21 protein-coding genes are annotated in these 26,537 nt (G+C 34.9%); 7 read left to right on the top strand and 14 right to left on the bottom strand.

Features of this window, described 5'->3' with window-relative positions; all coding sequences use genetic code 11:
* Window positions 1–212 precede the first annotated feature (212 nt).
* From B0A67_RS02325 to B0A67_RS02340, 4 genes are all read left to right on the top strand, one after another.
* Entirely contained in the window at window positions 213–596 is a 384-nt protein-coding gene (locus B0A67_RS02325) for a hypothetical protein (RefSeq protein WP_072963830.1), read from the top strand.
* 174 nt (window positions 597–770) lie between these two features.
* A complete protein-coding gene (locus B0A67_RS02330) occupies window positions 771–1,853 on the top strand; it encodes an efflux RND transporter periplasmic adaptor subunit (protein ID WP_072963832.1) in 1,083 nt (360 codons plus the stop codon).
* A gap of 165 nt (window positions 1,854–2,018) precedes the next feature.
* Window positions 2,019–5,186, top strand: coding sequence for an efflux RND transporter permease subunit (locus B0A67_RS02335; RefSeq protein ID WP_072963834.1), 3,168 nt, complete (start codon window positions 2,019–2,021; stop codon window positions 5,184–5,186).
* A complete protein-coding gene (locus tag B0A67_RS02340) occupies window positions 5,179–6,627 on the top strand; it encodes a TolC family protein (protein ID WP_072963836.1) in 1,449 nt (482 codons plus the stop codon). The genes B0A67_RS02335 and B0A67_RS02340 overlap by 8 nt, the downstream gene beginning before the upstream one ends.
* 97 nt (window positions 6,628–6,724) lie before the next feature.
* On the opposite strand, the gene B0A67_RS02345 is transcribed toward B0A67_RS02340, so the two are convergent.
* Together B0A67_RS02345 and B0A67_RS24875 are read right to left on the bottom strand one after the other, a co-directional pair.
* Window positions 6,725–8,449: a tetratricopeptide repeat-containing sensor histidine kinase gene (locus B0A67_RS02345; RefSeq protein WP_072963837.1), complete on the bottom strand. Its 1,725-nt coding sequence runs from the start codon at window positions 8,447–8,449 to the stop codon at window positions 6,725–6,727.
* A gap of 60 nt (window positions 8,450–8,509) precedes the next feature.
* Window positions 8,510–8,686, bottom strand: coding sequence for a hypothetical protein (locus B0A67_RS24875; protein ID WP_207557299.1), 177 nt, complete (start codon window positions 8,684–8,686; stop codon window positions 8,510–8,512).
* Between the two features lie 1,286 nt (window positions 8,687–9,972).
* Between B0A67_RS24875 and B0A67_RS02350 the strand changes: the two genes are divergently transcribed.
* Complete coding sequence (locus B0A67_RS02350; protein WP_123887331.1) at window positions 9,973–10,341, top strand: hypothetical protein; 369 nt, start codon at window positions 9,973–9,975, stop codon at window positions 10,339–10,341.
* A gap of 75 nt (window positions 10,342–10,416) precedes the next feature.
* Here the strand turns inward: B0A67_RS02350 and B0A67_RS02355 are convergent, their stop codons facing one another.
* The 9 genes from B0A67_RS02355 to B0A67_RS24880 all read right to left on the bottom strand — a co-directional run bounded on the left by B0A67_RS02355 (window position 10,417) and on the right by B0A67_RS24880 (window position 16,961).
* Window positions 10,417–11,769 (bottom strand): GH1 family beta-glucosidase, encoded by a 1,353-nt coding sequence (locus B0A67_RS02355; protein WP_072963841.1) that lies wholly within the window; start codon window positions 11,767–11,769, stop codon window positions 10,417–10,419.
* A 211-nt stretch (window positions 11,770–11,980) separates the two neighbouring features.
* Complete coding sequence (locus B0A67_RS02360; protein ID WP_072963843.1) at window positions 11,981–12,190, bottom strand: hypothetical protein; 210 nt, start codon at window positions 12,188–12,190, stop codon at window positions 11,981–11,983.
* Between the two features lie 10 nt (window positions 12,191–12,200).
* Window positions 12,201–12,611, bottom strand: coding sequence for a single stranded DNA-binding domain-containing protein (locus B0A67_RS02365; protein WP_072963845.1), 411 nt, complete (start codon window positions 12,609–12,611; stop codon window positions 12,201–12,203).
* 140 nt (window positions 12,612–12,751) lie between these two features.
* Window positions 12,752–13,378, bottom strand: coding sequence for a hypothetical protein (locus B0A67_RS02370; protein WP_072963847.1), 627 nt, complete (start codon window positions 13,376–13,378; stop codon window positions 12,752–12,754).
* A 2-nt stretch (window positions 13,379–13,380) separates the two neighbouring features.
* Complete coding sequence (locus B0A67_RS02375; RefSeq protein WP_072963849.1) at window positions 13,381–13,599, bottom strand: TM2 domain-containing protein; 219 nt, start codon at window positions 13,597–13,599, stop codon at window positions 13,381–13,383.
* Window positions 13,600–13,602: 3 nt separating this feature from the next.
* On the bottom strand, window positions 13,603–14,208 hold the full coding sequence (locus B0A67_RS02380; RefSeq protein WP_078005592.1) for a PH domain-containing protein: 606 nt from the start codon (window positions 14,206–14,208) through the stop codon (window positions 13,603–13,605).
* A gap of 151 nt (window positions 14,209–14,359) precedes the next feature.
* On the bottom strand, window positions 14,360–15,028 hold the full coding sequence (locus B0A67_RS02385) for a response regulator (protein ID WP_072963852.1): 669 nt from the start codon (window positions 15,026–15,028) through the stop codon (window positions 14,360–14,362).
* A 6-nt stretch (window positions 15,029–15,034) separates the two neighbouring features.
* Window positions 15,035–16,663, bottom strand: a complete 1,629-nt coding sequence (locus B0A67_RS02390; RefSeq protein WP_317044068.1) for a tetratricopeptide repeat-containing sensor histidine kinase — start codon at window positions 16,661–16,663, stop codon at window positions 15,035–15,037.
* Window positions 16,664–16,796: 133 nt separating this feature from the next.
* Complete coding sequence (locus tag B0A67_RS24880) at window positions 16,797–16,961, bottom strand: hypothetical protein (protein ID WP_207557300.1); 165 nt, start codon at window positions 16,959–16,961, stop codon at window positions 16,797–16,799.
* Between the two features lie 356 nt (window positions 16,962–17,317).
* On the opposite strand from B0A67_RS24880, the gene B0A67_RS02395 reads away from it, so the two are divergent.
* Together B0A67_RS02395 and B0A67_RS02400 are read left to right on the top strand one after the other, a co-directional pair.
* Window positions 17,318–18,328 (top strand): hypothetical protein, encoded by a 1,011-nt coding sequence (locus B0A67_RS02395; protein ID WP_072963855.1) that lies wholly within the window; start codon window positions 17,318–17,320, stop codon window positions 18,326–18,328.
* Between the two features lie 133 nt (window positions 18,329–18,461).
* Window positions 18,462–18,878, top strand: a complete 417-nt coding sequence (locus B0A67_RS02400) for a lipocalin family protein (RefSeq protein ID WP_072963858.1) — start codon at window positions 18,462–18,464, stop codon at window positions 18,876–18,878.
* Window positions 18,879–18,964: 86 nt separating this feature from the next.
* Here the strand turns inward: B0A67_RS02400 and B0A67_RS02405 are convergent, their stop codons facing one another.
* From B0A67_RS02405 to B0A67_RS02415, 3 genes are all read right to left on the bottom strand, one after another.
* Window positions 18,965–22,957: a PAS domain S-box protein gene (locus B0A67_RS02405; protein WP_072963860.1), complete on the bottom strand. Its 3,993-nt coding sequence runs from the start codon at window positions 22,955–22,957 to the stop codon at window positions 18,965–18,967.
* Between the two features lie 12 nt (window positions 22,958–22,969).
* Entirely contained in the window at window positions 22,970–23,419 is a 450-nt protein-coding gene (locus B0A67_RS02410; RefSeq protein ID WP_072963862.1) for a response regulator, read from the bottom strand.
* A 614-nt stretch (window positions 23,420–24,033) separates the two neighbouring features.
* Window positions 24,034–26,403, bottom strand: a complete 2,370-nt coding sequence (locus B0A67_RS02415; RefSeq protein WP_072963863.1) for a mechanosensitive ion channel family protein — start codon at window positions 26,401–26,403, stop codon at window positions 24,034–24,036.
* Between the last annotated feature and the right edge of the window lie 134 nt (window positions 26,404–26,537).

A 26,537-nucleotide genomic window follows, 5' to 3' on the forward strand; every position in this document is an offset into this window, starting at 1 on the left:
GCGATTTTGTTGGTTTTACAGGAGTTTGAGCTTTAGTCCTGGGATAATTCTAATTTGAGGTTGTTTTTTTGTGATATTTTCGCAGAAAATAATATTATTTTAGTGTAATTAGTGCTTAATAAAACAATGAAAACGTTTTCGGTTTTATTAAATGTTAAAGCTTATAAAAAAATCTTTTTTTGTTTCGATACTTTCCTTACTTTCGCACCCAAATGAGAAAGTTAATAGTATTTTTAGTATTCATGAATTTGCTTCTGCTTGGCGGAGGGCAATATCTTAATGCTGGTACTCCACAAAACTTTCATCAGCATACTCTTGAGAAAAAGCACCGGGTGAAATTCACGAATCAGGATCAGGGCAGTTCAATAATTGAAGATGCCGATTTAGATCTTGAAGAAGAATATCTTGGAAGTGATGATCTTAAAGATGGACTTACGAATAAGTTTTTTGCAACAAACTACAGTTTACTTGACGATTGGTACCTTTCCTTTTCAAGTCAGACTATTGTAAATGATTACAATCGTTTTAAAATCTTCGTGCCCTTTTGTGGCAATTCAAATCCTATCTACATTACCCAACAGGTTTTAAGAATTTGATCCAACAGTATACATCGGTTACCTAAGTTGTGATCCTGCATATCTTGTTGATGTATTTTTTTCTACCTCATCTTATATGAAAGTTAAGTCTAACTAAGGCTGCCTGATGCATTTTTTCATCTAAAGGAATCGCTGGATTCCAAGCATTCAATCGCTTAATTTTCAAACTAAATCATGAAAAGAATTATCTTGTTCACAGGCTTAATTGCCCTTGTGTGCCTTACTAGTTGTACAACTAAAAAAGAAGAAAAAGAAGAAGTAGAAAAATTTACCGCAACAAATCCGGTACTAATCGACACTTCGTTTGTAAAAGAGTATGTTTCTCAGATTAAATCTGTGCGCAACATCGAAATCCGCGCTCAGGAAAAAGGGTTCCTGCAAAACATTTATGTTGATGAAGGGCAGTTTGTAAAAAAAGGACAATTGTTGTTCAAAATTATGCCAAACATGTATCAGTCTGAATTGCTAAAAGCACAGGCGGAACAAAAATCAGTAGAAATAGAATTGCAGAATTCTAAATTACTGGCAGATAAAAATATCGTTTCTAAAAACGAATTAACTGTCGCTCAGGCAAAACTACAATCAGCAAAAGCTGAGGTTGCATTAGCAAAACTACATTTATCATTTACAGAAATAAGAGCTCCGTTTGACGGAACCATCGACCGTATTCCATTAAAATTAGGAAGTCTTATCGATGAAGGCGAATTGATGACAAGTCTCTCAGACAACAGCCAGATGTTTGCTTACTTCAACGTGTCAGAACCGGAGTACATACAATATCAGACAGATGTAAAAGACCGTGCTGATAATACAGTAAGCCTGGTTTTGGCCAATGGTGATACCTTCAAAGAAAAAGGAAAAGTAGAACTTATCGAAAGTGAATTTAACAGCGAAACCGGAAATATTGCTTTCAGGGCAAGATTCCCTAATTCTGCCAAATTACTTAGAAATGGTGAAACCGGACAGGTTAAAATGTTAGTGCCGCTTAAAAATGCGATCATAATTCCGCAGAAAGCGACTTACGAAATTCAGGATAAAAAATATGTTTTTGTTATTGATAAAAACAATAAAGTAAATTCAAGAGAAATTACAATTACGGGTGAAATCCCTGATTTGTATGTGATTAAAACAGGTCTTACTCAAAATGACAAAATTTTACTTGAAGGAGTTCAGAAAGTTAAAGAGAATGACAAAATTAAATATGAATTCCAATCTCCAAAAGAGGTAATGAATCATTTGCGCGTAAAAGCAGAGTAAGTAACAGTTTTCAGTGTCAGTAGTCAGTAACAGTTTATAGTGTGTTCAGTAGCATATCATTAGTATAGTATTCAATACTATTTTGCTTTTCACATTTCACATATTACAGTCTGCATTTCACAGTGTTTTTACTCCTATTTGGTTTAATCATTAAAAAAATATAAAATGTTTAATAAATTTATTCAAAGACCTGTACTGTCGATAGTAATATCGCTTATAATTGTCTTTTTGGGGATATTGTCGGTATTAAATTTACCTATTACACAATTCCCTACAATTTCACCACCAATGGTGAATGTTACCGCAGATTATCCCGGATCTAATGGTGAACTGATGATCAAGGCGGTTGTAATTCCTCTGGAAAGAGCCTTAAATGGAGTTCCCGGAATGAAATACATGGCTTCTGATGCCGGAAATGATGGAGAAGCGACTATAAAAGTAGTGTTTAACTTAGGAACAGATCCTAATCAGGCCGCAATCAACGTTCAGAACCGTGTGGCTTCGGTGACCAATAAATTACCTCCTTTAGTAATTAGAGAAGGTATCAAAATTACCCGCGAAGTGCCAAGTATGCTGATGTACGTGAATCTTTACAGTACAGATAAAAATACTGACATGAAGTTCTTGTACAACTATGCTGATATCAACGTACTATCTGAATTGAAAAGGGTAAATGGTATTGGTTCCGGAGATATCTTGGGAACACGTGAATATGCGATGCGTATTTGGTTAAAACCTGATCGTATGTTAGCTTATAAAATTTCTGCAGATGAGATCATGGAAGCTTTATCAAGTCAGAGTTTAGAAGCTTCGCCTGGTAAAACAGGAGAAAGTTCCGGTAAACGTTCTCAGGCATTTGAATATGTATTAAAATATTCAGGACGTTTTACAACCAAAGAGCAATACGAGAATATTGTGGTAAAATCAAACGCTAACGGGGAACTTTTACGTTTGAAAGATGTGGCCAAAGTAGAATTTGGAAGCTCGATGTATGATATTTATTCGAACCTAAACGGAAGACCATCTGCCGCTATCGTATTGAAACAATCGTTTGGCAGTAATGCGAATCAGGTTATTGAAGAGGTAAAAGCGAAACTGGAAAAAATTAAGCAAAGATTCCCTAAAGGAATGGATTATGAAATTTCGTATGACGTTTCTAAATTCCTTGATGCTTCAATCGAAAAAGTAATTCATACGCTTGTTGAAGCCTTTATTCTGGTAGGTATTGTCGTATTCCTTTTCTTAGGTGACTGGCGTTCGACGGTTATTCCGGCAATTGCGGTACCGGTATCATTGATAGGAACGTTTGTGTTCATGACTTTCTTTGATATTTCATTAAACTTAATCACATTATTTGCTTTAGTTTTAGCTATTGGGGTCGTCGTCGATGATGCGATTGTGGTAATCGAAGCCGTGCACGCCAAGATGGAGGAAGAGCATCTCTCACCACTTAAAGCCACTAAAAAAGCAATGCACGAAATTGCGGGTGCAATTATTGCGATTACATTTTTGATGGCGGCGGTATTTATTCCGGTTGCGTTTATGTCCGGTCCTGTTGGGGTATTTTACAGACAGTTCTCTGTAACGATGGCAACGGCAATTATCCTTTCTGGTATTGTGGCTTTGACTTTGACACCGGCACTTTGTGCGATGATGTTAAAAAATAATCATGGTGTACCTAAAAAGAAAACGCCTGTAAATGTATTTATAGACGGATTTAATAATAAGTTTAATCTTGCTCAAGGAAAATATCAAAATCTGTTAGGTAAAATTGTAAACAGAAGAGCTGTTACTATTATTGCACTTCTTGGTTTTTGCGCCGGAACATGGCTGATCAGCAGTACTGTTCCTTCCGGGTTTATCCCGAATGAGGATCAGGGTATGTTTTATGCTGTAATTCAGACGCCACCGGGTTCATCATTAGAAAGAACCAATAATATTGCCGAAAGACTGCAGAAAATTGCTGAAAAAATAGATGGAGTAAAATCAGTTTCTTCATTAGCGGGTTATGAGATTCTGTCTGAAGGTACGGGATCTAACTCAGGAACTTGTTTGGTCAACCTAAAAGACTGGAGTGACAGAAAACATTCTGTTCTTGAGATCATGGCTGAAATGGAAGAAAAATCTAAAGATATTGCAGGTGCCAATATCGAGTTTTTTCAACCGCCTGCTGTACCTGGATATGGTGCTGCCGGAGGATTTGAGCTTCGTTTGTTAGATAAAACAGGTTCAAATGATTACAAAAAAATGGAGCAGGTAAATAACGATTTTGTTAAGGAGTTAAATACTCATCCGGAATTATCTAACGTATTTAGTTTTTACAGCTCTAGTTTTCCTCAGTATATGATGAAAGTAGACAATGATATGGCACAGCAAAAAGGCGTTTCTATCGAAAATGCCATGAATACTTTGTCAACTCTTGTGGGAAGTAACTACGAAATTAGTTTTATTAAATACGGAATTAACTATAAAGTAATTGTGCAGGCTTCTCCGGAGTACCGCGCTCAGCCGGATGACATTTTAAAGTTGTATGTAAAAAACAATCGTGATGAAATGGTGCCTTTTTCAGCCTTTATGAGATTAGAAAAAGTATACGGACTTTCGGAAATTACGAGACACAATATGTACACTTCGACACAAATTAGTGGTTCTGCTGCAGCCGGATATAGTTCTGGTACGGCAATTAAAGTAATTCAGGAAGTGGCGGCAAAAAAATTACCAAGAGGATATGATATTGACTGGGCGGGTATTTCTGCCGATGAGGTGGCTCAGGGTAATCAGGCGATTTGGGTATTCATGATTTGTTTAGGATTCGTGTACCTGGTATTAGCCGCTCAATACGAAAGTTTTATTTTACCATTATCCGTAATTCTTTCTTTACCGGCAGGTATTTTTGGAGCTTTCTTCTTATTGAAGTTAACAGGATTAGAAAACAACATTTATGCTCAGGTAGCCATGGTAATGCTTATTGGTTTACTGGGTAAAAATGCCGTGCTGATTGTAGAGTTTGCGATACAGCGACATGCCGCAGGAAGATCAGTGCTTGAAGCCGCAATGGAGGGAGCGAAAGCGAGGTTCCGTCCTATTTTAATGACTTCATTTGCTTTTATTGCGGGATTATTGCCACTTGCTTTTGCTACCGGTCCGGGTAAAATTGGTAACAGAACTATTGGTACTGCAGCTGCCGGAGGTATGCTTATAGGTACTATTTGTGGAGTATTTGTAATTCCGGGCTTGTATTTCATTTTTGCCAAAATTGCAGAGAAGCATAAATTGGTAAAACATGAAGAAGAAAATCCATTAACAGAAGAAATTGATAACAATCATGTATAAATTCAAATCATATCAATATGGTATTGCATTAGGAATATGTCTTACGGTTGCAGGGTGTAAAGCCCCTGCGCCTGAGGCAGCACCTACAACCAGTACACCAGTTCCTGAATCGTTTGGTATAACAGCTCAAACTCAGGATTCAAACAACACCTCAGCTTTACAGTGGAAAGATTACTTTAAGGATCAGAACCTTGTAGATTTGATTGATGTTGCCTTAAAAAACAATCAGGAATTAAATATCACTTTACAGGAAATTGAAATCGCAAAGAATGATATTCGTGTAAAAAAAGGACTTTTATTACCAACAGTTGGTGTTCGCGCCGGAGCCGGAGTTGAAAAAGTAGGTAGATATACCAGTCAGGGTGCGGGTGATGCTACTACAGAAATCAAACCGGGTGTAGAAACTCCTGATCCGTTGGGTGATTTTACCATCTCAGCTTACGCCAATTGGGAAGTGGATATCTGGAAAAAACTGCGCAATTCTAAAAAAGCAGCATTAAACAGGTATTTAGCAACTGTTGAAGGGAAAAACTTTGTGATTACCAATCTTATTGCTGAAGTGGCAGATTCTTATTATGAATTAATGGCTTTAGACACGCAGCTCGATATTGTGAACCAAACCATCAAATTGCAAACCAATGCGTTAGAAATTGTAAAAATTCAAAAGCAGGCGGCGAGAGCAACAGAATTGGGTGTTAAAAAGTTTGAAGCAGAGGTTTTAACTTCAAGAAGTATGGAGTTTGATATTCGTCAGCAAATAAAAGAAGCAGAGAATAAAATCAACTTTTTGTTGGGTAGATACCCGCAGGAAATTAAGAGAACAACCAGTACCAACTTCTTAAGTTTATTGCCAGCGGCTGTGAGTTCAGGAATTCCGTCTCAATTATTAGCGAATCGTCCTGATGTTAAACAAGCAGAATTAGAATTGGTAGCGGCAAAATTAGATGTAAAAGTAGCCCGCGCCGAGTTTTATCCTTCCTTGGATATTTCTGCTGCAGTGGGGGTAAATGCTTTCAAACCTTCTTATTTGTTTACGTTTCCGGAATCGATTTTATATTCGTTAGCGGGAGATCTTGCTGCACCATTGATCAACAGAAATGCGATCAAAGCAGAGTTTGCAAGTGCCAACGCAAGACAGCTTCAGGCGTTGTATAATTACGATCGTACGGTTCTGAATGCTTATTTAGAAGTGTCAAACCAACTTTCTAAGATTGAAAACCTGCAAAAAGGGTATGATCTTAAATCACAACAAGTAGATGCCTTAAATACTTCCATTGATGTTTCTAATGATTTGTTTAAATCAGCGAGAGTAGATTATTTCGAAGTGTTGATGACACAACGTGATGCATTAGAAGCAAAATTAGAACTGGTTGATACCAAAAAAGAACAACTAAATGCTGCTGTCCATGTTTATAGAGACTTAGGCGGCGGATGGAAATAATATTGCCTGTTAATTTGTAGAAGAAAAAGCCTTTCAAGAGTAAAATTTTGAAAGGCTTTTTTAGCTTTACTATCAAGAGTTAAACCTTAATTTGTATTTATTTAGGGATCGATATTTTTACTTTAAAACCTTTATCAGGTTCTGTGTCAAAATCAATGGTTCCTTTAACGGCCTGAATACGGTTTTCCATGTTCTGTAAACCGTTTTTGACCATCTCAGTTTTTTCGCTGCCTATGCCATTGTCCGTATAGTTGATCAGGATTGATTTAGCATCACTTTCAAATTTTATTACTACCAGATTTGCCTGACTGTGTTTCTTCATATTCACCATTAATTCCTGTAAAATACGATTAATGGTAATTTTTTTTATATCGTCAATAAGTTCCCAGTGGATACTTTCTAAGTTGGTAACCATGATATTTCTTTCGCTGGTATTGTAAGTCGAAAGCATTTCTTTGATGCTTTTGGTAAAATTTACGCCAGTATCAATTCGATTATTTTCCCTCGAAATACCTCTCACACGGCCATAAATATCATCTAATTTCTGAAGCAGGTTCTCTTTCGTACTTTCCTTCGACAATGGCTGAGATTCGGCAAAAGCAATTACATGATAGACATCGTTGGCCAATTCATCATGGATTTTTTTAGCAATTCGGGTTTCGGTGTTGTACGACGTCTTTACTTCTATAGCCTTATTTTTATTTCTATAATAGCGTATTAAGATGGCTATTAAAATGACTAAAAAGATAAAAACAATTACAAATACAATTCGGAGATAGGTGGCTTTTTGAAGCGATAACAGGTTTTCTGCTTTTTCTAAACGCAGTTTTGCGTTTTCATCTTTCTCTTTTTTAGCATCGTATTTAATTTTAGCAAACTTATTTTTGAAGTTATTCCGGACTTTAATAATACTATCGTTTAAAGTAAAATACCTTTGTACATATTTGCCATTCTGCGCACTATGATCATTAGAAATTAAAATTTGCAGCGCTTCTAATCTTTCATCGACACTGTTGAGTTTTGTGGCTGTATTATAAGCCGCAAGAGCATTTGTATTTGATTTTTGAATGTCTTTTTTAGCATAGTAATCGGCAAGGTGCAGATAACTTGCAATACTACCATACATATCTTTAAACTCATTTCTTATCTGGAGTGCTTCATTCATTAAAGAGAATCCCTTTTCATCCATTCCTTTTTTAAAATAAGCATAACCCAAGTTGTCTGTAAGTACGACATCTTCAGTCGCCTGAGCTTCCTCTTTTGATATTTTTTTACTTAAAATTGATTCTAAGAGAGCAATTGCGTTGTCGTATTTTTTTTGTTGGATATAGACAGCTGCAATATTGCTTAAAGGGTCTAGTTTATCAAGAGGATCCTTATAGTCATTTGCCGCTGCTTTATAGTATTTAATGGCATCATCATAAAGAGAAAGTTCTTTATCAGCAATACCTAATCTATTATTGATTGAAGCCGTGTAGATACTCTTTTTTTTGACATAAGGTAATGCTTCAGTTACAGTTTCCTTACTGCCGTAGTAATCTCCGTTGACCTGCTGAATTGCTCCCATTAGAATAAGGATGTAACCAATATTAGCACTGTCCTTTTTTCCACTTTCTTTTAAAGTTTCATAAAGTTGTTTTGATTTATTAAACTGATCAAAAGAGGTATTAAAGTTTTGTTTTTCGTAATTCTCAATTCCTTTGTTTCGTAGAGTAAGTGCCTCTTTGCGGATCGATTCTGTGTTAGTTTCAACTGCCTTTTTTTCTTTGCAGGAAAAAAGAAAAAGAAGGATTATAAAACAAAAAAACGGGGACCGTAACATATAAATTTACTTTCCCCGAAAATAGTAATTAATTAGATACTAAAAATATATATTTTTATATTAAAGTGGCGGTGGTGGCACCTTACCTTTATCATCTGGTCCGTCAGCATAAGTTGAATTTACAGGATTAATGACTTTTTCTGTTTCCTTTTTTGTTTGAGTTTCATACTCATCCGGCGTACAAGAAAATATAGTGAACAATAACGCGAAAGCGATAAAAAGTATTAGTTTTTTCATTTTGATTTAATTTAAAAATTAGACATGAGTATTGCTGTCCGGAATTTTTCCGGAACTTATTTGAGGCAATACCAAATTGCTTTTGGGGAAGTAAAGCGTGTAGGACTGTAAGACGTTATTTATACTTCCCGAATAAACTCGGTCTTACAGTTTTCTACACTTTCAATTGAATTAGTTCTGTTTTTGTTTTAATCTGCAGTTAAAACGTGAACTAATTTTTTGGCAAAGTAAAGGTGCTTTGAAGCCTTTGTAGATAAGGGATTCCCAGAATTCCCGCGTTTTCCCGGTATTCCCAAAAATTCCTTAAAACAAAATACAATGCGTAATAAATTTAGGTTAATTAGAACGTATTATTGGAATGTAAAACCATTCAGACCTTTATTATATAGAGGCAAAAAGTCTTAAAAAGGTTGGATTGAACTATTAAAAAAAGATAAAAAATGTTGTATTGAAAAAATCAATACATTAAGGTTACTATTAGAAAAAATCTGATTGTTGCAAAACGAGAAATAAATCATAGAATTACATTTAGTTTAGTGAAAAATGAACATGAAGATTCGAAAGAGGATCCCGGGAAAGGAAATCTTTTCTTTAATGTCAGGAATATAGTTTCTAAAAAAACAGCTCAGAAATATATTCGGGAAAAATAATTATGGCTGAAATTGGAGCGGTTGCCCTGGTGTATGCTGCATATTTATACTTTGTGTAGAAAAAAGATGAATTGAAAAAATTTCCAAATAAAATTGGAAAGCACTTTGAAAAATAAAATGCAGGAAGAGATAAAAAGAATGATTTTTTAAGAAGTGATTTGAGCGCGTAAATAGTTTGTTTTTTGGCATATAGGATCTGTTATTTATACTATAAAGATAAGAAAAAATAACGGTTAAACCTAGTAAATACAAGAGAAATGATCATTTTTTTTGCTTTTTTTTGCAATTAATTTTTAGATTTTTTCTGGTTTTAATTGCTCATTTTTACAGCAATAAAACCTGCCTTTTCAGCGGTTGAATTGTAATAAAATTATCTATATTTACTCTTTGTGTATAAATATTTTTAACACATAGAAACATAGAATTATTGAACTCAAAAAAATCGTTTCACTCGTATAAATGCATATAGCTATGTGGGAGAAACGTGTTTCTGTTTGATTTACTTTTTTTAGAATCCTAAATCTATGTTTCTATGTGTTTAATTAAATTTTCATACATTATACCCAATGGATTATATTTATAAAAATATTGCATTAGGTTTTAATTTCTATTCACTATCCGTTTAAAAACATCTTTATGAAGAAGCTTATATTACTATTACTTGTTTTATGCACTTTTGGCTGTAAAAAATATGTTGTCTCATTTGAGCAGCCAACAAATATGAAACTTGATAATTTAAAACTGGAAGTCTTTCTTGATAAAAAGAAAGTTCAGGACATAAACTTAAAAGCAACAAATACATTGCCTGGTTATGAAACGGCAGAACTGCCATTATCAGAGGAGGGAAAACATCTGCTTCAGGTTAAAGCAAAAGACACCACCTTTAGTTACAATATAAATTATCCGGAAGATCGATATATTCTTGTTACAGCTCACTTAAAAAACAATGGCAAACTTAATATTGGAATCTTAAAACAGAAATATTTGTTTCGATTTCAGCGATAAATGATTTTATTTCAAATACAAAAGCCTTTCACAAATTAATTAGTGAAAGGCTTTTTTTATTTTTAAGTATCCGTTTTAAGATAAAAAATCTTTGAACCACAATCCCGAGTGTTTAATGGTTCGTTGCTGCGTTTCGAAATCAATATGAATTAAGCCGAATCTGGCATTATAACCTTCTGCCCACTCAAAGTTATCCGTTAAACTCCAGACAAAGTAGCCTTCAACGTTTAGGCCGTCTTTTCGGGCTTTTAGAATTTGTTCTAAATGGTCCTGAATATAATGGGTACGCTTGATGTCGTATACTTTGCCATTGGTCAGGATATCCGGAAACGCGGCGCCATTTTCAGTAATGATGATTTTTTTTATGCCTTTGTACGCATTGAATTTTTTCAGGACGTGATATAGCGCAGCAGGATACACTTCCCATCCCATATCTGTTGAGATTACGTTTCTTTTTTCGGCACTGATTAATTCGGCGCCAATATACGGAATCAGCATCGATGATTTTACGACTTCGCGGGTGTAACATTGCAGGCCTATAAAATCAAAATCAAAAGATAAATTGTTGAGATCATCTTCTAAAATATAATTGTTGAGCTTTTTTAGCACAGGTAAATCAGCCTGAGGATATCCCAATCCCAAAATAGGTTCGATAAAAGTTCTGTTCAGTAAAGTATCGACCCGTTTTGCGGCTTCAATATCTTTTGGGGTTTCAGTAGCCGGTTCGATATGCGTGCAGGAAAAAGTAGTGCCTATATTCGCGTCGGGAATTCGGTTCCGAAGTATTTTTGCTCCCGCAGCCGTGGCAAGAGTAACATGGTGCATGGCTTTGAGATAATTAGAGATGCCTTTTTTTCCCGGGGCATGAATACCCAGAAAATATCCGGCACCCGTAAAAACCGAAGGCTCGTTGATCACCATCCAGTTTTTGACACGATCTCCAAAATATTGGGCGCAAATGTCAACATATTGCGAGAACCAGGAAACAGATTCCCGATTGGTCCATCCGCCTTTTGTTTCCAGGGCATGCGGCAGATCCCAATGATAAAGTGTTATCCAGGGTTGTATTCCGGATGCCAGTAAAGAATCGATGATTTTGTTGTAGTAATCAATACCGGCTTGGTTTACAGGATGAACTCCCGTAGGCATAATTCTGGGCCAACTGATCGAAAACCTGAAATTAGGAATGTTTAATTCCTGAATTAAATCAATATCTGTCTGATAAGAATTATAGAAATCGCAAGCGGTTAAGGCATGATGGCCGTTTTTGATTTTTCCTTTTTGAGACGTAAAAACATCCCAGATCGAAGAACCTTTACCATCGGCATCGTGTGCCCCTTCAATTTGGAAAGCAGCGGTTGAAACACCCCACAAGAAATCATCTCCAAATTGGTCTTTGTTCAAAAATGAGTTCTCAGTTTTATTCATTCAAATGAGTTTTTCCTTTTTTTATTCTAATTTATTAATGAAGGAAAGACGATTGCATAGCTCGTAAAAAAAGCCATTCTTTGAAGGAAACCAGAAAATTTAGATTAAAGAATTTCATAACGTTTAGTTTTATTCAAATTAATAAAACTAATGTGAATTTAACGTAAAGTGATTATTATCAAATAATTAAATATTGTTTTATTGAAAGTCGTCAGTCTTCCCAACCGCAAAGAGTGAGTCCAAAACCCTGAGCCTGCGCAATAGATGTTTTTATAATCTCATGCCGACAAGCTGAGAGACCGCGACAGTTTTCTTTGTAATGGTATTTTTTGGCTCCGGCCGGACCACAGATATATACTTTGGTTTCCGGAGGATGAAAGGAGGTTAAAAGAATAAAAAGCAGGAATAGGGTATGTTGCATCAGACTTCTTTTATTTGACAATTAATTGATATTCATTTCCTTTTTTATCTGAGGCTTTTAGCTTTCCGTATGAAACCCATTCTGTATTAATTTCAATATAGGCGATAGTATCACCAATTAGAATTCCCGCACCGTATTTTCCCTGAACGTTGATATTTCCGTGAACGGAATCACCTTGAATATTAATTCCTTTTACATCATAATTGTATTCGTATTGTCCGGGATTTCCGGTTCTGTATTCGTATTGATAGGTGGTGTTAACATGATACGTTTTGGCTTCTTCTGCTGTGATCGTTTTTCGATCCTCTGCCGTAACTGCTTGCTGGTAAAAAGAATTAATTTCCGGTGGAGGCGGAGCAGCAGCTTTTTTGCACGAAAGTGTTACAAGTAATAAAAATAAGATGAGGTAGTTTTTTTGCATAGGCTTTTTGGATAAAAAATTTTATATATAAAAAAGTGTTTTTGAAATCTGTGATTAAAAACCAAGTAATTTTTAAGTTCTAAATCTAAGTAGAAATACCTTCTTTAAAATACGTAGTAATACTTGATTTTATTAGAAATTTATATAGCTTTACAAATTGATTCAAAACTTTTTGCTTCACCTTCTAATAAAGGTAAATAAGTGAAATTATCTTTTGTGTTTTCGTACAGTTTCGAATTTTTTACATCTAAAACAGCAAAGATAACTTGATCTCCAGCTTCCTTTCGTAATTGGCTTTCCATAAGTGATAAAATTTGTGATAATTTATCTTTAGAAATTTTGTCAGCCTTTAAAAATAATTTGATAACATAATATTTTTTATCAAATGCTAGTCCTAATTCAGGATTAATTTTAATATCAAGATCTCCGGTTAACCAATGATAAAAAGGAGGATTAAACCATTGTGTTTTTTTCTTTCCCCAAAATTTTTTATATCCGTCTATTGATGAAGGATAATTAGCTATTTTCTTTGAATCAGTTAGTTTTTGCAATAAGTTGTCCAACCTTTTTTTATCATCATTATTTTTGTGAGTGTCAATAATTTCCTCACGTAAGGCTTTATAAAAATCGGTAGCAGGATTGTAGGGAGGTCTATTTTTAACTTGCTTAACCTTTGTCATTTTAGAACCCCCTGATTTGTTTACAAAATCTATAAAGTCTGTGAGGGATACGCTAATGGCATCTTTCCTTTTTATGTATTTTCCCATTTTTAGTCATTTAAAAAACCATTGTTATATTTTACGTTAAAAGAATGATCAGACATTAGCAATAGTCCAAAAAACTGAAAAAATGCCAATATTGCAGGAATGAATGTCCAACAAAAGAGGAGATAAAGAATTCCTTGTACAGATTGTCCTAAATAAAATTTATGAATACCAATTCCTCCAAGAAAGAAAGTTAAAATTGCTGCGGTTAGTTTACTTTTCATAATTTACATTTTAGATAAAATTGCTGTTTTTTTTGTGTCAAATTCCATTTGTGATATAATCTCACTATCTAATAATTTTTTTAATTTTTGAAGTGTTTCCAGTGGATCTTCTTTTTGCTCTGCTACATTTTGAGGAATAGGTAAATTCGCATTTACAGTAATTCCTCCCCCGGCAATTGCTCTTTTATTTTCCAGATCATGCTCACGTCTATATGCAATCATTTCTTCTTCTTTTTGTTGCGCAAATTGATATAGTTTTCTGGCTTGAGCTTTTGGTAGGTAATCGAGCATATTCATATTTCCTTTGACTGTTTTCATAGAAAAGGTTGCCCCAATAATTCCCTCTTTCATGTGACAATCTAGTATGTCTTTCCATGCATAATCCTGAAAATCCATTGATAATCCTAGATTTCTTGGTCTACAAAAGATTATTCTTTTATTAGTTAGAGCTATACAATCTGGTGAAAGATTTACAACTGGTTTTTTTTGTACGGCAATGTATTCTACCTGCTCTCCAGAAGTAAGTAATCCGTTAACTTTAGTTAAAAGTTTTTCGACCGCTTTTGGATCTTGTTCTTCGTTTAAGAACTTTTTTAAATCGTTTATCATACTGGTTAATATTTTAATTTGTAATTATCCAAATGTAAATCCAATTAAAACCAGTATTTTACGGAAATCCATAATCCGTTTTTTTTTAAATTTTAAGCCATAAAAAAAGCCCCGAAGGAGCTTTATAGAATTAATAATAGTAAACGATATTTTAAATAATCCCCATATCTTTTGCAATAGAAACCAGATGAACGGTATTATTTGCTTTAAAAAAATCTTTTAATCTGGAAAGTCTTTTTTCCAGTGCGCTTTTGCTATTGGCTTTGACATCTGAGGTTTTAAAAATTTCTACAATCTCATCCTGCGAGGTACCATCAGACAAATGTTTTAGGATTTTAATATCGATGTCGTCAATTTCGTAGTTGTTTTTTTCCTGTAATGCAGAAGCTACTTCAGGTGAAATATATTTTTCTCCGGAGGTTGAAATGATGTGTATTGCTTTCTTTAATTCTTCAATACTGGTCAGACCTTTTAATACAAAACCATCAATTTCAGCATTGTCAAAAAGAGATTTTATACGGTAACTTTTATCTTCTACAGAGTAGGCTATTATTTTAATATCAGGTTGTAATTCACGAACTTTTTGAACCAATTCGTCACCATTGGCAATTTTTACTTCCCGATGATCTGTTTTGAACGAAAGATCACTAATTAATAAATCATAAGGTTCATTTTTATGAATAGCAGCGCGGATCTTTAAAAACGCATCGTCACAATATTTTGAATGTTGAAAATCGACAATATTTACATCTTTTAAAACTTGTTCAATTCCTAAACTGATAGCGTCAAGATCTTCGGCAATTATTACTTTTTTAAACATAGGCTTTTATTTAGGCAGTGTTATTTTTACTTTGAATCCTTTTCCCGGTTCAGAGTCAAAAGTAAGAGTTCCTTTTATGGATAAAATACGGTTTTCCATATTTTGCAAACCATTTTTTATAATGAGATCTTTTTCGCAGCCTTTTCCGTTGTCCGAATAATTGATAGTAATAGTATTTGCGGTACTTTCAAACTTTAAAACAACTACGGGAGCATCGCTGTGTTTTTTCATATTGACCATTAATTCCTGCAATACTCTCTGTATCGTGACTTTTTTGATTTCATCAATGCTTTCCCAATTTACTTTTTCCAGACTATTAATAAGAACATTTGTGTTACTGCTATTGTAGGTCGAAAGCATTTCTTTTAGATTAGCGGAATAATTTATTCCGGTATCAATACTATTGTTTTCTCTCGAAATTCCGCGAACACGAATATAAATATGATTCAGTTTTTGCAGTAAAGTTTCTTTTACTTCTTCTTTAGTCAGAGATTGCGTTTGTGTATAAGTTATGGCGTGAAAAACATCGTTTGCCAGTTCATCATGAATGTCCTTGGCAATTCTGGTTTCAGTGTCGTAGGCGGTTTCTAATTTTTCGATCCTGTTTCTGTTTTGATAAAATTTTCTCAAATACAATAATAAGAGGAACAATGATGTAATACCAATTATAAAAAATATCCTTTGATAGTTTGCTGCCTGTAGCGATAATTCATTCTCTGCTTTTTCAAGTCGCAGTTTCTGGTTTTCGTCTTTTTCTTTTTTAGAATCGTATTTAATTTTGGCAAACTTGTTTTTAAAATTGTTTCGGATCTTAATAATACTGTCATTTATAGTAATGTACTTTTGCGCATATTGCGCATTTTTATTTCCGGAATCATTCGAAATTAAAAAAGACAAAGCTTTCAAACGTTCATCGACACTATTAAATCTTGTAGCAATTTCATAGGCTGATTGTGCATATTGATTCGATTTTTTGGAATCGGTTTTTAAAAAATATTCTGCGAGGTGTAAATTGCTTTCGATGCTTCCGTAAAAATCATCAATTTGTTTTCTTAATTGATAACCTTCTTGCATTAGGGATAGTCCTTTTTCGGTTAATCCGTTTTTAAAATAAGCAAAACCGAGGTTGTCTAATATTCCTGCTTTTTCAAAAGGTTCCTTATCAATAATTTTTTTATCGAGTATAGATTTTAAAATTTGAATCGCTTCATCATATTTTTTCTGCTGAATATAAACAGTTGCAATGTTATTTAAAGGAGATTGTTTTGATACCTCATCTGTACAATCTGCGATAGCTTCCTTGTAATAATGGATGGCATCATGGTAAAGAGAAAGTTCTTTATCCGCAATTCCGAAGAAGTTATTAATGGAAGCACTATATATGTCTTTGTGTTTCAGAAAAGGCAGTGCTTCTGTAAGTGTTTCTTTACTTCCATAATAATCTCCATTTATTTGCTGGATAGAAGCCATTTGAATCAGATTAAAGACAATATTAGCACTGTCTTTTATGGTCTCAAAAATTATTTTTGATTTATTGAAGTTGTAGAATGCACTATTGAAATTTTTATTTTCAAAGCTCTCTATTCCTTTTTTTCTAAAATCTCGTGCTTCTTTTTTAATAAAAGATGTATCCACAGGTTTAATGTTTTCTTCTTTACAGGAAAGAAAAAGCAGGAAAAAAAGAAAACAAAAAAACGGGGATCGTAGCATAAGAGTTACTTTCCCCGAAAATAGTAATTAATTTGAAATTAACTACTTAAAATTGCCACTATTGTGGTGGTGGCGGAACCTTTATTGGTAAATCTCCAGGTCCGTCAGCGTATGCTGGTACTTCGGGTTTTATATTTGCTTTAGTATCTTCGAAATCATCAGAAGTACAAGAAATCATAGTTGTCAATAGAGCGCACGCTCCCAATAATATTAGCTTTTTCATTTTTTTTATATTTATGGATTAAGCATGAGTATTGCCGTTCGGATCTTTTCCGAAATTTTTAATGCAACATCATTTTGTGTTGGGAAGTGAAGTGCGTAGACAGTAAAAATTTATTTATACTTCCCGGATAAACTCCGTTTTACGGTTTTCCGCACTTTTTATTTAAACTAGTTTGTACATTTGTTCTAATCGCGATATCGAACAAGAACTAATTTTTGATACCGCAAAGTAACAACGGCTTTAAGCCTGAATTGAGAGGGAATTCCGGGAATTCCGATATATTTTTAGAATTCCGGACAATTCCACATAATTCCTTAAAATTCCAAATGAGAAATCCTTAAAATTCCAGATAACCCATGCCAAACAATACTTTTGAAGATTATAAAATTGCTGTAAAAAAGAAATATGAAGAAGTTAGAAATAGCGAATACTTTGTTTATTTAAATAACCCGACGAGAGGTAGACTTCGTAATTTATGTTGGGAGTTATTTTTGCAGCAAAACAGAAATCAAGATGATTTAAATGTCTTTAGTACTTTATTAGGGCTAGCTTTTGATGTTACTAAAAGGAATAAGTTTGATGAACAAAAAGATAAATTCAGACCTATTGAAACTTTCTTTAAAGGAGAAACTGATCCGGCAAATGTTGAGGCAGTAAATATGGCTGCAATTTTGGTAGATTTAGAACCGAGACCTTTTAATAAATTTAGAATACACAATTTATTTCCTGATGAAATTAAAGGTGATGATGGAGTAGTTTTAGTAAATCAACAAAAGGGACAAAATGAGGGTTCAGGAGATCTGGAAGTTTTTCTTGATGAAAAGGAGAGAGAAAAAGGAATAGAAAAGGGGATAATAGAAGAAAAGAAACATGTTGAGGTAAAAGAAAGTGAAGAAGTAACAGAAAGTACTACTGAAGAAATAAAATCAACGCCACAAGCAATCAATGCATTTGTCTCTATTCAGGAAAAAACTCCGGGCAAATTGAACAAAAGAATTAGGAATACTATAATAGGACTGGGATTGGTTTTATTTATAGGATTTCCGGTAATCTTTTTTGCATTTCCAAATAAAGGCTGTATGCAGTGGACTGGTAATAACTATGAGATAGTAGATTGTGATTTGAAAGCACCGGACAATAATATTGAACTTTTAGATCCAAATCAGATTAACATGAAAAGAATTAAAGTGTGTGATACAACTACTTTTTTTAAAAGTGACAAACCTATTGTGTTTTATGCCAGATCTCGAGACTCACTAGAATGCTTTAATCAAATGGGATACCATCCTGAAAGGCGAAGTCAATACCTAAGGCCTATTACCAATTATATGGTGGGTAAATACGTAAGCAATAAACCATGTAAATAATGTTATTGCTATAATTTCGTAAAACAATTCTTTAATATTTAATGGAATTATATAAATTAAACCGAAAATTATAGAACATTTCTGATATACTTTAAAACTAATTTAGCATAAAATAATTTTAAAGAAATCAAACATGAAAACGAAAAGAATATTATTCGCATTATTATTGAGCATCGGTTTATTTGCAACATCTTGCAGCAGTGATGACAACGAAGGAGAAACAATTGTTCCGATACAAGGGAAATACAACCTAAGTCAGACAGGAACAATTATTGACGGAAAAGAGGTATTGATCGATGCCCCACAAAATCAAGCAGGATGCAGCAGGGATTATTTAGATCTTAGAATAAGTAATGCAGCCGTTATAGGTGATTATAATGGTTCTGATTGTGCATTAACTGAAACTACAGGGACTTATGCAAGATCTCATAATGATTTAACTATTAGTGTTGGTAATTTGAGCTCTACTAGTGACATCATGAACCTTACGAACAAAGAATTAAAATTGAAAGATAAAACTACTGGTATCATTACGGTGTATACAAGATAATATATCTGAAGTAATTTTTTAATTCTTTTAGAGAACTAAAAATCAAAAACGGAAATGACTTTCTAAAAGTTATTTCCGTTTTTTTATTAGTTTGTATTTTGGATCACCGGGATATAAATGTCAAAAGTAGCTCCCTTGTTTTTTTCTCCTTGTGCCGTGATGATTCCGTTATGGTTTTCTACTATTTTTTTAACGATCGCAAGTCCGATTCCTGTTCCTGTGTATTCTAATTTTCCATGCAAACGCTGAAAAACTTCGAATATCTTTTTACTGTACTGCGGTTCAAAACCAATACCATTGTCTGAAATGCTAATATGACAATATTCTGTTTCTTTAGATAGGCCATGATGGCCTAAATTTGCTCCTTTATTGAATTCGCAGTTCATTTTTATTACGGTAGGAACATCCGGATTCGAAAATTTGAGTGAATTACTCGCCAGGTTATACAACAACTGTCTAAACTGAAACGGAATAATACTGGCTTCGCAGGTTTTACTAATTTCGATTACCGCTCCTTTTTGTTCCAGTTCTTCTTTAAGATCTTCTTTTACCTCATCAATAATTGTAGAAAGATTGACTTTTTCAAACTTTCTTTCCTGAATGTTGGTTCGTGAGTACGAAAGCAAATCATTGATTAGGGTCTGCATTCGCTGTGCAGCGTTTTGCATTCGTTGGAATTTATCTTTTCCGGAATCGGATAGATTATCGGATTCTTTTTCGATAATTTGTGTTGCAAAAGTTTGAATTTTACGCAGCGGTTCCTGCAAATCGTGGCTCGAAATATAGGCAAAAGACTGAAGTTCCTTATTCATTTGCTCCAGTTCTACATTTTTTTGTTCGAGTTCTTTTGTACGTGCGGTAACTTGTTTTTCTAATTCCTGTGTAAATGCTTTTTCAGTCTGGATATCCGTAAAGGCACCCACCCATTTGATGATTTTATTGTCTTTGTTCAAAACAGGTTCACCAATTACAGCATGCCATCTGTAGGTGCCGTCTTTTCTTAAAACCCTGACATCAGTTTTATAAACTGCCCCGGTGGCCAGACTCTTGTTCCAGATTTTGGTATTTTCCTCCAGATCATCAGGATGAATCATGGCTTGCCAGGCTTTTTCACCAGTTGGGACTACGCCTGTATATTCTAACCATTTGCCGGAAGTAAACAGGGAATTTCCTTTTTCATCGGTTTCCCAGATAAGATGTGGAATACTTTCGGTTAGGGATCGGAATTTCTTTTCGCTTTCTTCAATTTTTTTTCTGGCTTCGACTTTTTCAGTAACATCAATCAGTGTTACTTTTATGCCTGAAATCGTATTGTCGATTTCGCGCATTGGGGCGTATTCAAAATCAATATACATTTTATATTCCGTATCTCCATTGTTCAAATAAAATAAGGATTCAGATTCTGAATGTACATTTCCCGTGGCATAAACTTCATTTAAGAGTCTTGCATATTTTTGTTTTTTGAGTTCCGGAAATACGTCTAATATATTTTTCCCCTGAACATCGCTTTCATTTTTCCTCCATATATTTTTCAAAAGAGCAGCATTGACCATTTCGATCGTCATGTCTTTTCCTCTCAGAATGGCTTTGGGAACAGGAGATTCCATGACCAGTTTACGGAATCTTTTCTCGCTTGCTTCAAGTTCCTGCTGATGATTTTTCTCGTCAGTGATGTCTCTTACGGTGCCTAATAATTTTTCAGGATTGTTGTCGTCATCGTAAAAAAGTTTTCCTTTGGCCTCGACCCAGTGAATCGACTGATCGTCCCATATTACCCTGGCTTCATATTGAATGTTTCCAAAGGCAATCGCTTCTTTAAACGCTTTTTCGCGGATGTGTAAATCGTCTGGATGCACATGGCTCAGCAGTTGGGCATGGGTTAAATATTCACCGTCTTTGTAACCGGTAACAATTTCGAGATATCTTGTAGAATACTGAAGGTCTTTTGTTTTTACCGCCAATTCCCACGTACCCAGTTCACTCGCTTCGACTATAATATTAAGCCTTTCCTCATTGAGTTCTGTTTTTTTTCTGGATTCGACTTTCTCCGTTACCTCCGTGACGGTTACTATGATTCCTGAAATATCTCCATTTTCCTCTTTTAAAGGATGATAAAGAAAATCGAAATAAAAAATTTCGTGATTGCCATATCGGTTGATAGGTACAGGGACTTCATAACCATGATACGGAATACCGGTAGTAAAAACTCCTTCTAAAAGAGCACTTACAGCTTCTTCTACCTCTGGTAATGATTCAAACAGGGGTTTGCCTACAAAGTCTTTTTCTTCTCTGGCGACCAATTTCAGGTACGCTTCATTGGCCATTTCGACCATATGGTTGGGACTGCGTAAAATACTGATTCCAACCGGAGTTTGCTTAACCGTATTTCTGAAACGTTTATCGGCTTCTTCAATTTTTTGTCTTGCAATAACCTGTGGTGTATTATCAAGTACCCAAATGGCAATTTTGGTTACTTTGCCTTCGGTATTTTTGAGTGGTGCATATACAAAAGTGACATATACTTTCTCTTTATTTCCTTGTCTGATGAGTTCCATTTCTACTTCATTAGCATAAAATGGAAGCCCTTCTTTTATTACTTTTTCAAGCGGTGCTTCGTAGCAAGATTTTACCTCGGCAAAAGTATCCCAGTAATGTTTTCCGGCAATTTCTTCGCGGGATTTTCCGGCAACTTCGATAAAACTGTCGTTTACAATTTCGCTTATTAAAGTGGCGGCATCTATTACACAAATACCAATTGGAGACTGAGCGACCATGCTGCGTAAATTCTCCTCGCTTTCTTCAATTTTTTTCTTGGCTAAATTCAGGTCTGTTAAGTCGACTCCTGTATTCATAACACCATAAATATTGCCGTTTATGTCATATATTGGTGTTAAGCTGTAATTGAAATAATAGGTATGTAATTTTCCGTTAACGGTAAGATCAAGGGGCGTATTTTTTGTATGAAAGGATTTTCCGGTTTCCAGTACCTCTTTAATCTGTTCAAAAACCAATTGATTGTCCAGTTCCGGAACGACATCTTTAAAAGATTTTCCGATAACGTCATCGCCTTTTCCCCATATTTTAATAATGGAATCATTGGCGAGTTCGACTATCATTTCTTTTCCTGCATATAAAGCAATTGGAAAGGGGGCATTTTCTACCAGTTCGCGTACTTTTTGTTCGCTTTCAATAATTTTAGAACGTGACAATACTTGTGACGTAACTTCTATGGCAATCCCAACAACACCGGAAATAGTTCCGTCAGCTTCTTTAAGGGCTTCGTATACAAAATTGATATATGTATCTTCGATTTTACCATTGCGCGGCAGTTTCACGAGCTGCTCATTGGCAATAAATTTTCTCCCAGTTTTATAAACATTATTCAGTACCTCTTCAAGATATTGGTTTCTTGTTTCCGGTAAAGCGTCAAATACAGGTTTGTTGAGAATTTCGCTGGCCTCGACTCCCCATAACTGAATCATTTGATCGTTTGCAATTTCTACAACCTGATCTTTACCTCTCATAACACACATGGCAACAGGAGCCTGCATGATATTATTTCTAAATCTGGCGTTACTTTCTTTAAGAGCTGCTGTGGCCCTTACTTTTTCCGTAGTTTCGATAACTGTTACCAAAAGACCGCCTACTACGCCATCTTCTTTTTTGATGGGGCTGTATGAGAAATTAAAATAGCAATCTTCATCATAGCCTTTTCGGTCTAATGTTAATTTAAAATCCGGAAAAGTAACCGAGCTTCCTTTCATAACATCCTCAAACATGGGAGCAAGGATGTCCCAGACTTCAGAGAATGTGATTTGGGAACTAATTCCTAAAGCTTTAGGATGTTTTGAGCCCAGAATCTGGCTGTAGGTATCGTTGTATATTTGCGTAAAATCTTCCCCCCATACAATTAACATTCCAAAGGGGTTATTGAGCATTAGGGCAACAATGGTTTTAAGGCTTTGAGGCCAGGTTTCGGGATCGCCTAAAGGAGTTGTATTCCAGTCTTTAGTTCGCATTAATTTGCCCATTTTTCCACCACCGGTCAGAAAATAAAGATTCTTATTTGTAAGGCTCATTCTAAAAATGAATTAAGGTTGAAGTATAAAGTGCTCTCTCATGGGCTGCTTAAAATTATTGCCAGATGCTGTAGTTAGTGCATTTTCGATTACTTTTTTTAGTTGAGCAAATTCACCGGGCTTACGAATGTAATAAGTGGCTCCTTTGGCATACATTTTATCGACAATTTCGTTATCTAGCGAAGTCGAAAAAATAATTACCGGAAGATCTTTGAGAGCTTCTTTTTCTCTTATTTCCGTCAGGCATTCATGACCATTTTTGCGGGGCATATTCAGGTCAAGAAAAAGAATATCCGGTAAATCACCGGTAGTGATACTGGCTAAAAAATCCATGAGTTGTACACCGTCGTTTACCGTTACAAGTACTGCGGGAAATGATAATTCATCAAGTGCTTCCTTAAAGAAATCGCAATCATCTTCATCGTCATCTGCCAGTAATAAATTATAATTCTGCTTGCTCATTTTAAGTATTGTAAGATTTAATGTCCTGATTCAATTCCGGTTAATCTCCCTGTTTTTCTAAAATAACAGTATTGTTGGTCTGTTATCTGTTTGAAAATCAGTTTTTTTTGTTTTGTACAATGTGTCAGCTGAAGCCTTTCTGCTTCAGACCTATCATGAATTTAAATTCAAAAAGGCTATTATTTCGCTAAGATAAGATTAATTGTATTACAAATAATCATGAATATTTCAATAAATTTAACGCTTTTAGGCCTAATTCTGTAATCGTTTTATTTTAAAATTAACATATTGAAAATTAAATAGTTGGGCTTTTGTTGTTTTATTTTTAAAATTGACTTCAAAAAAAAATCCGCCAAAAAATTAATTTGACGGATTTAAGATATAATCCATAGTGATTAACTCGTTTGGCATTTTTTTTCAAATTTTTGAAATCAATCCAGTGGCTTCGGGCAATGTCATTAAGTTAAGCTTCTTTTAGCTGATTAGGGTAATTTATTTCGCGCAAAGACGCAAAGATTTTAGATGTAAACCTGGCGATTTTGCGTCTTTGCGTGATATTTATCCCGCACAGTTTTAAAGATTAGATTTCGGCACGTTAGTTAAGAATCAGTAATTTATGTGGATAACACTAAACCTTTGGCTTTAAAATTACTGTACAATACCTGACGCGCGCTGCTAATTGTTTCTTCTGTGCGGTAAATGCTGCACCAGAATTTAATTTGCAATTTGAATTTTCCGTCAGCAATAGCCGTATAATAAATGTGCGGAGGTTTAGCATTGTTTACTAAAACCATGCTTTCGAGAGATTCTAATATGAGCGCATTAATTTCTTCCGGCATGATTTCTCCGCTCACTTCTGCGGCGATTTCTACCAGTTTAAAATTGTCGGTATACGTCCAGTTGGTAATGTTTTGAGACAATAAATTACCATTCGGGATAATGATTTCGGCACCGTTTGCCGAGTTGATTTTGGTGGTACGCAATCCCATCGATTTTACACGGCCGGATTCTGAAGCAATATTGATCACATCGCCAATTTGTATGGGTTTGTCAAAAATTAAAATAATACCCGAAACAAAATTATTAACCACACTCTGAAGTCCAAGTCCGACACCAACGCCCAAGGCTCCCAGCAAAATACTTAGTTTGTCCAGTGGCATTCCCGATGCGGCAACGGCCAAAAGATAACCACTGATTAAGACGACAAGTCTTGTGATCAATAATTTGGAATGTTGCCTTTTGTTGATGTTTTCTTCGTTTTCATCATCGACTTCGCCAAAAAAGTACGCTACATAATTCTGTAATAAATGTGCCAGCCAAATGATGATAAAAAACAAGACAATATTTCCTAAAGTAAAAGTGATGCTTCCGATTGTGTTGGGATGACTCAACAGCGCATTTAAACCATCGCGTAAAGATTCCCAGATATTCAGATTAGCTGCGATGACAACAATCCACATATAGCTAATGACGATGATGAAAGGTTTCTTGAGTGTATCCGACAGGCTTTCGAAATCAAAAATCTTCTCGATACCGCGTTTTACCCTTGTCGTATAAATTTGTAAAAGGATAATTTCTAAAATTATTTTCAAAAATACACTTAACGCGACAATCTGCGTAAGCGAAATAAAAGCGGTAAGGCTTAACATATTGGCGAGGGAAACCCTTCCGAAAACATTATTGATTAACGCCAAAACATTCAGGCCGATAAAAATGATCGTCGCCCATTTGAAGAATCCTTTGATGTACAGCTGATCTTTTAAAGTTTTGATCTGAACAAAACCGTAACGGATTCCTAAAATATTGATGACAATAAAAGCACAGCGCTGTATAAAACCAACGGCAATAAACAGGTCCAGGAAACACAGAATAAAAAACAGGACTAAAAGAAACATCCAATTGCGGATGGCGACAGAAGACCAGTCTTTTCTAAAAAGAAACGTCAGTAGTCCCAGAAGACAAAGCTGAACCAGTTCTATAAACATCGCCGGAGCATATAAGTTACTTACAACTGCAATATTCAACGCAATAACAGCTACCGGAATAATAACGCCTTTGTTGAGGTATTTGAAATTAAACTGAGACAGGTTCTTGGCATGTCCGTTATTTTTCAGGTATTTTAGATTGCGTGCAATATACCAGCCCAATATTCCCATTAATAAAAGCAAGGAGATCAGGGCGCCTGCTTTGTAACTTAGATAGTAAGAAGCGACGCTTTGTTCGATCACAATTTTGGCCTTGATGTTTTGCCCTTCTATTTTTTTTGAAGTCGAATCGTTTGTACTCCATAAAACAGGATATTCTCTTTTTAGAATACTGATGCCGGATTGTTCGAGTTTATTGTCGACGGCGATCAAAGCATTCGAAACGGCAATTTTTCTTTCTACCGTCAGCCTTTTATTATTGTTCAGGATTCCCTGGTTTTTAGTCATCAGACTATCCGTGCTGAGGTATCGGTCTTTAAGATTGGCAAATTCTTTTTTAAATTGCTTGCGTTTAATGGTATCTGTCAAAAGTCCCATTAAGGTTTTGTCTTTGCGAAGATCAATTACCCTGTCTTTTATTTTCTCCAAAGCGAGGTTGCGCGAATTGATTGCGGTATTTTGCTCGTCCAGTTCCTGTTCGATTTCTTTCAGGACAATACGGTACATTTGCTGGTTGCGCACATTTGGATTTGCGCCTTTTATACTCACTAAAATCAGGTCGAGTTTGCTTTGTGTTCTTTTAATTTCTCCAAACAAATGATGGCTGTTGGCATCAAATTCAGTGTCATTATGAGCAGATTTCAAAACTTCTCCGGCTTTTTCGATCGCCATCAGATAATCGCTGTCGGTAACAGTTTCCTGAAAAAGCTTTGAACGGTTTTCTGTTTTTGCAGGCGCAGCTTCAGTTTTGACCGGTGCTGTTTGGGAATAGGCGAGTGGCGCGTAAAAAAAGACGGCTGTCAGGGCGAGTAAATAAATATAATTTCTTTTCTGAATCATAATGTAAGGCAATGAATTTAAGAATCAAATGTAATTTTTTTTAAGATATTTATGACTTAAAGGGATAATAAAATTTGGTTAAGAAATTTTAGTGAATTGGGCTTAATCTTGTTGTGCATTATTTTTTTGTCAGC

Origin of the sequence: Flavobacterium aquidurense (genome assembly GCF_002217195.1) — a bacterium.
GTDB classification, from domain to species: domain Bacteria; phylum Bacteroidota; class Bacteroidia; order Flavobacteriales; family Flavobacteriaceae; genus Flavobacterium; species Flavobacterium frigidimaris.

Coding starts and splice junctions, on each gene's coding strand:
- B0A67_RS02325 (WP_072963830.1), top strand. CDS start 213: ATGAGAAAGTTAATAGTATTTTTAGTATTCATGAATTTGCTTCTGCTT.
- B0A67_RS02330 (WP_072963832.1), top strand. CDS start 771: ATGAAAAGAATTATCTTGTTCACAGGCTTAATTGCCCTTGTGTGCCTT.
- B0A67_RS02335 (WP_072963834.1), top strand. CDS start 2,019: ATGTTTAATAAATTTATTCAAAGACCTGTACTGTCGATAGTAATATCG.
- B0A67_RS02340 (WP_072963836.1), top strand. CDS start 5,179: ATGTATAAATTCAAATCATATCAATATGGTATTGCATTAGGAATATGT.
- B0A67_RS02345 (WP_072963837.1), bottom strand. CDS start 8,449: ATGTTACGGTCCCCGTTTTTTTGTTTTATAATCCTTCTTTTTCTTTTT.
- B0A67_RS24875 (WP_207557299.1), bottom strand. CDS start 8,686: ATGAAAAAACTAATACTTTTTATCGCTTTCGCGTTATTGTTCACTATA.
- B0A67_RS02350 (WP_123887331.1), top strand. CDS start 9,973: ATGAAGAAGCTTATATTACTATTACTTGTTTTATGCACTTTTGGCTGT.
- B0A67_RS02355 (WP_072963841.1), bottom strand. CDS start 11,769: ATGAATAAAACTGAGAACTCATTTTTGAACAAAGACCAATTTGGAGAT.
- B0A67_RS02360 (WP_072963843.1), bottom strand. CDS start 12,190: ATGCAACATACCCTATTCCTGCTTTTTATTCTTTTAACCTCCTTTCAT.
- B0A67_RS02365 (WP_072963845.1), bottom strand. CDS start 12,611: ATGCAAAAAAACTACCTCATCTTATTTTTATTACTTGTAACACTTTCG.
- B0A67_RS02370 (WP_072963847.1), bottom strand. CDS start 13,378: ATGGGAAAATACATAAAAAGGAAAGATGCCATTAGCGTATCCCTCACA.
- B0A67_RS02375 (WP_072963849.1), bottom strand. CDS start 13,599: ATGAAAAGTAAACTAACCGCAGCAATTTTAACTTTCTTTCTTGGAGGA.
- B0A67_RS02380 (WP_078005592.1), bottom strand. CDS start 14,208: ATGATAAACGATTTAAAAAAGTTCTTAAACGAAGAACAAGATCCAAAA.
- B0A67_RS02385 (WP_072963852.1), bottom strand. CDS start 15,028: ATGTTTAAAAAAGTAATAATTGCCGAAGATCTTGACGCTATCAGTTTA.
- B0A67_RS24880 (WP_207557300.1), bottom strand. CDS start 16,961: ATGAAAAAGCTAATATTATTGGGAGCGTGCGCTCTATTGACAACTATG.
- B0A67_RS02395 (WP_072963855.1), top strand. CDS start 17,318: ATGCCAAACAATACTTTTGAAGATTATAAAATTGCTGTAAAAAAGAAA.
- B0A67_RS02400 (WP_072963858.1), top strand. CDS start 18,462: ATGAAAACGAAAAGAATATTATTCGCATTATTATTGAGCATCGGTTTA.
- B0A67_RS02405 (WP_072963860.1), bottom strand. CDS start 22,957: ATGAGCCTTACAAATAAGAATCTTTATTTTCTGACCGGTGGTGGAAAA.
- B0A67_RS02410 (WP_072963862.1), bottom strand. CDS start 23,419: ATGAGCAAGCAGAATTATAATTTATTACTGGCAGATGACGATGAAGAT.
- B0A67_RS02415 (WP_072963863.1), bottom strand. CDS start 26,403: ATGATTCAGAAAAGAAATTATATTTATTTACTCGCCCTGACAGCCGTC.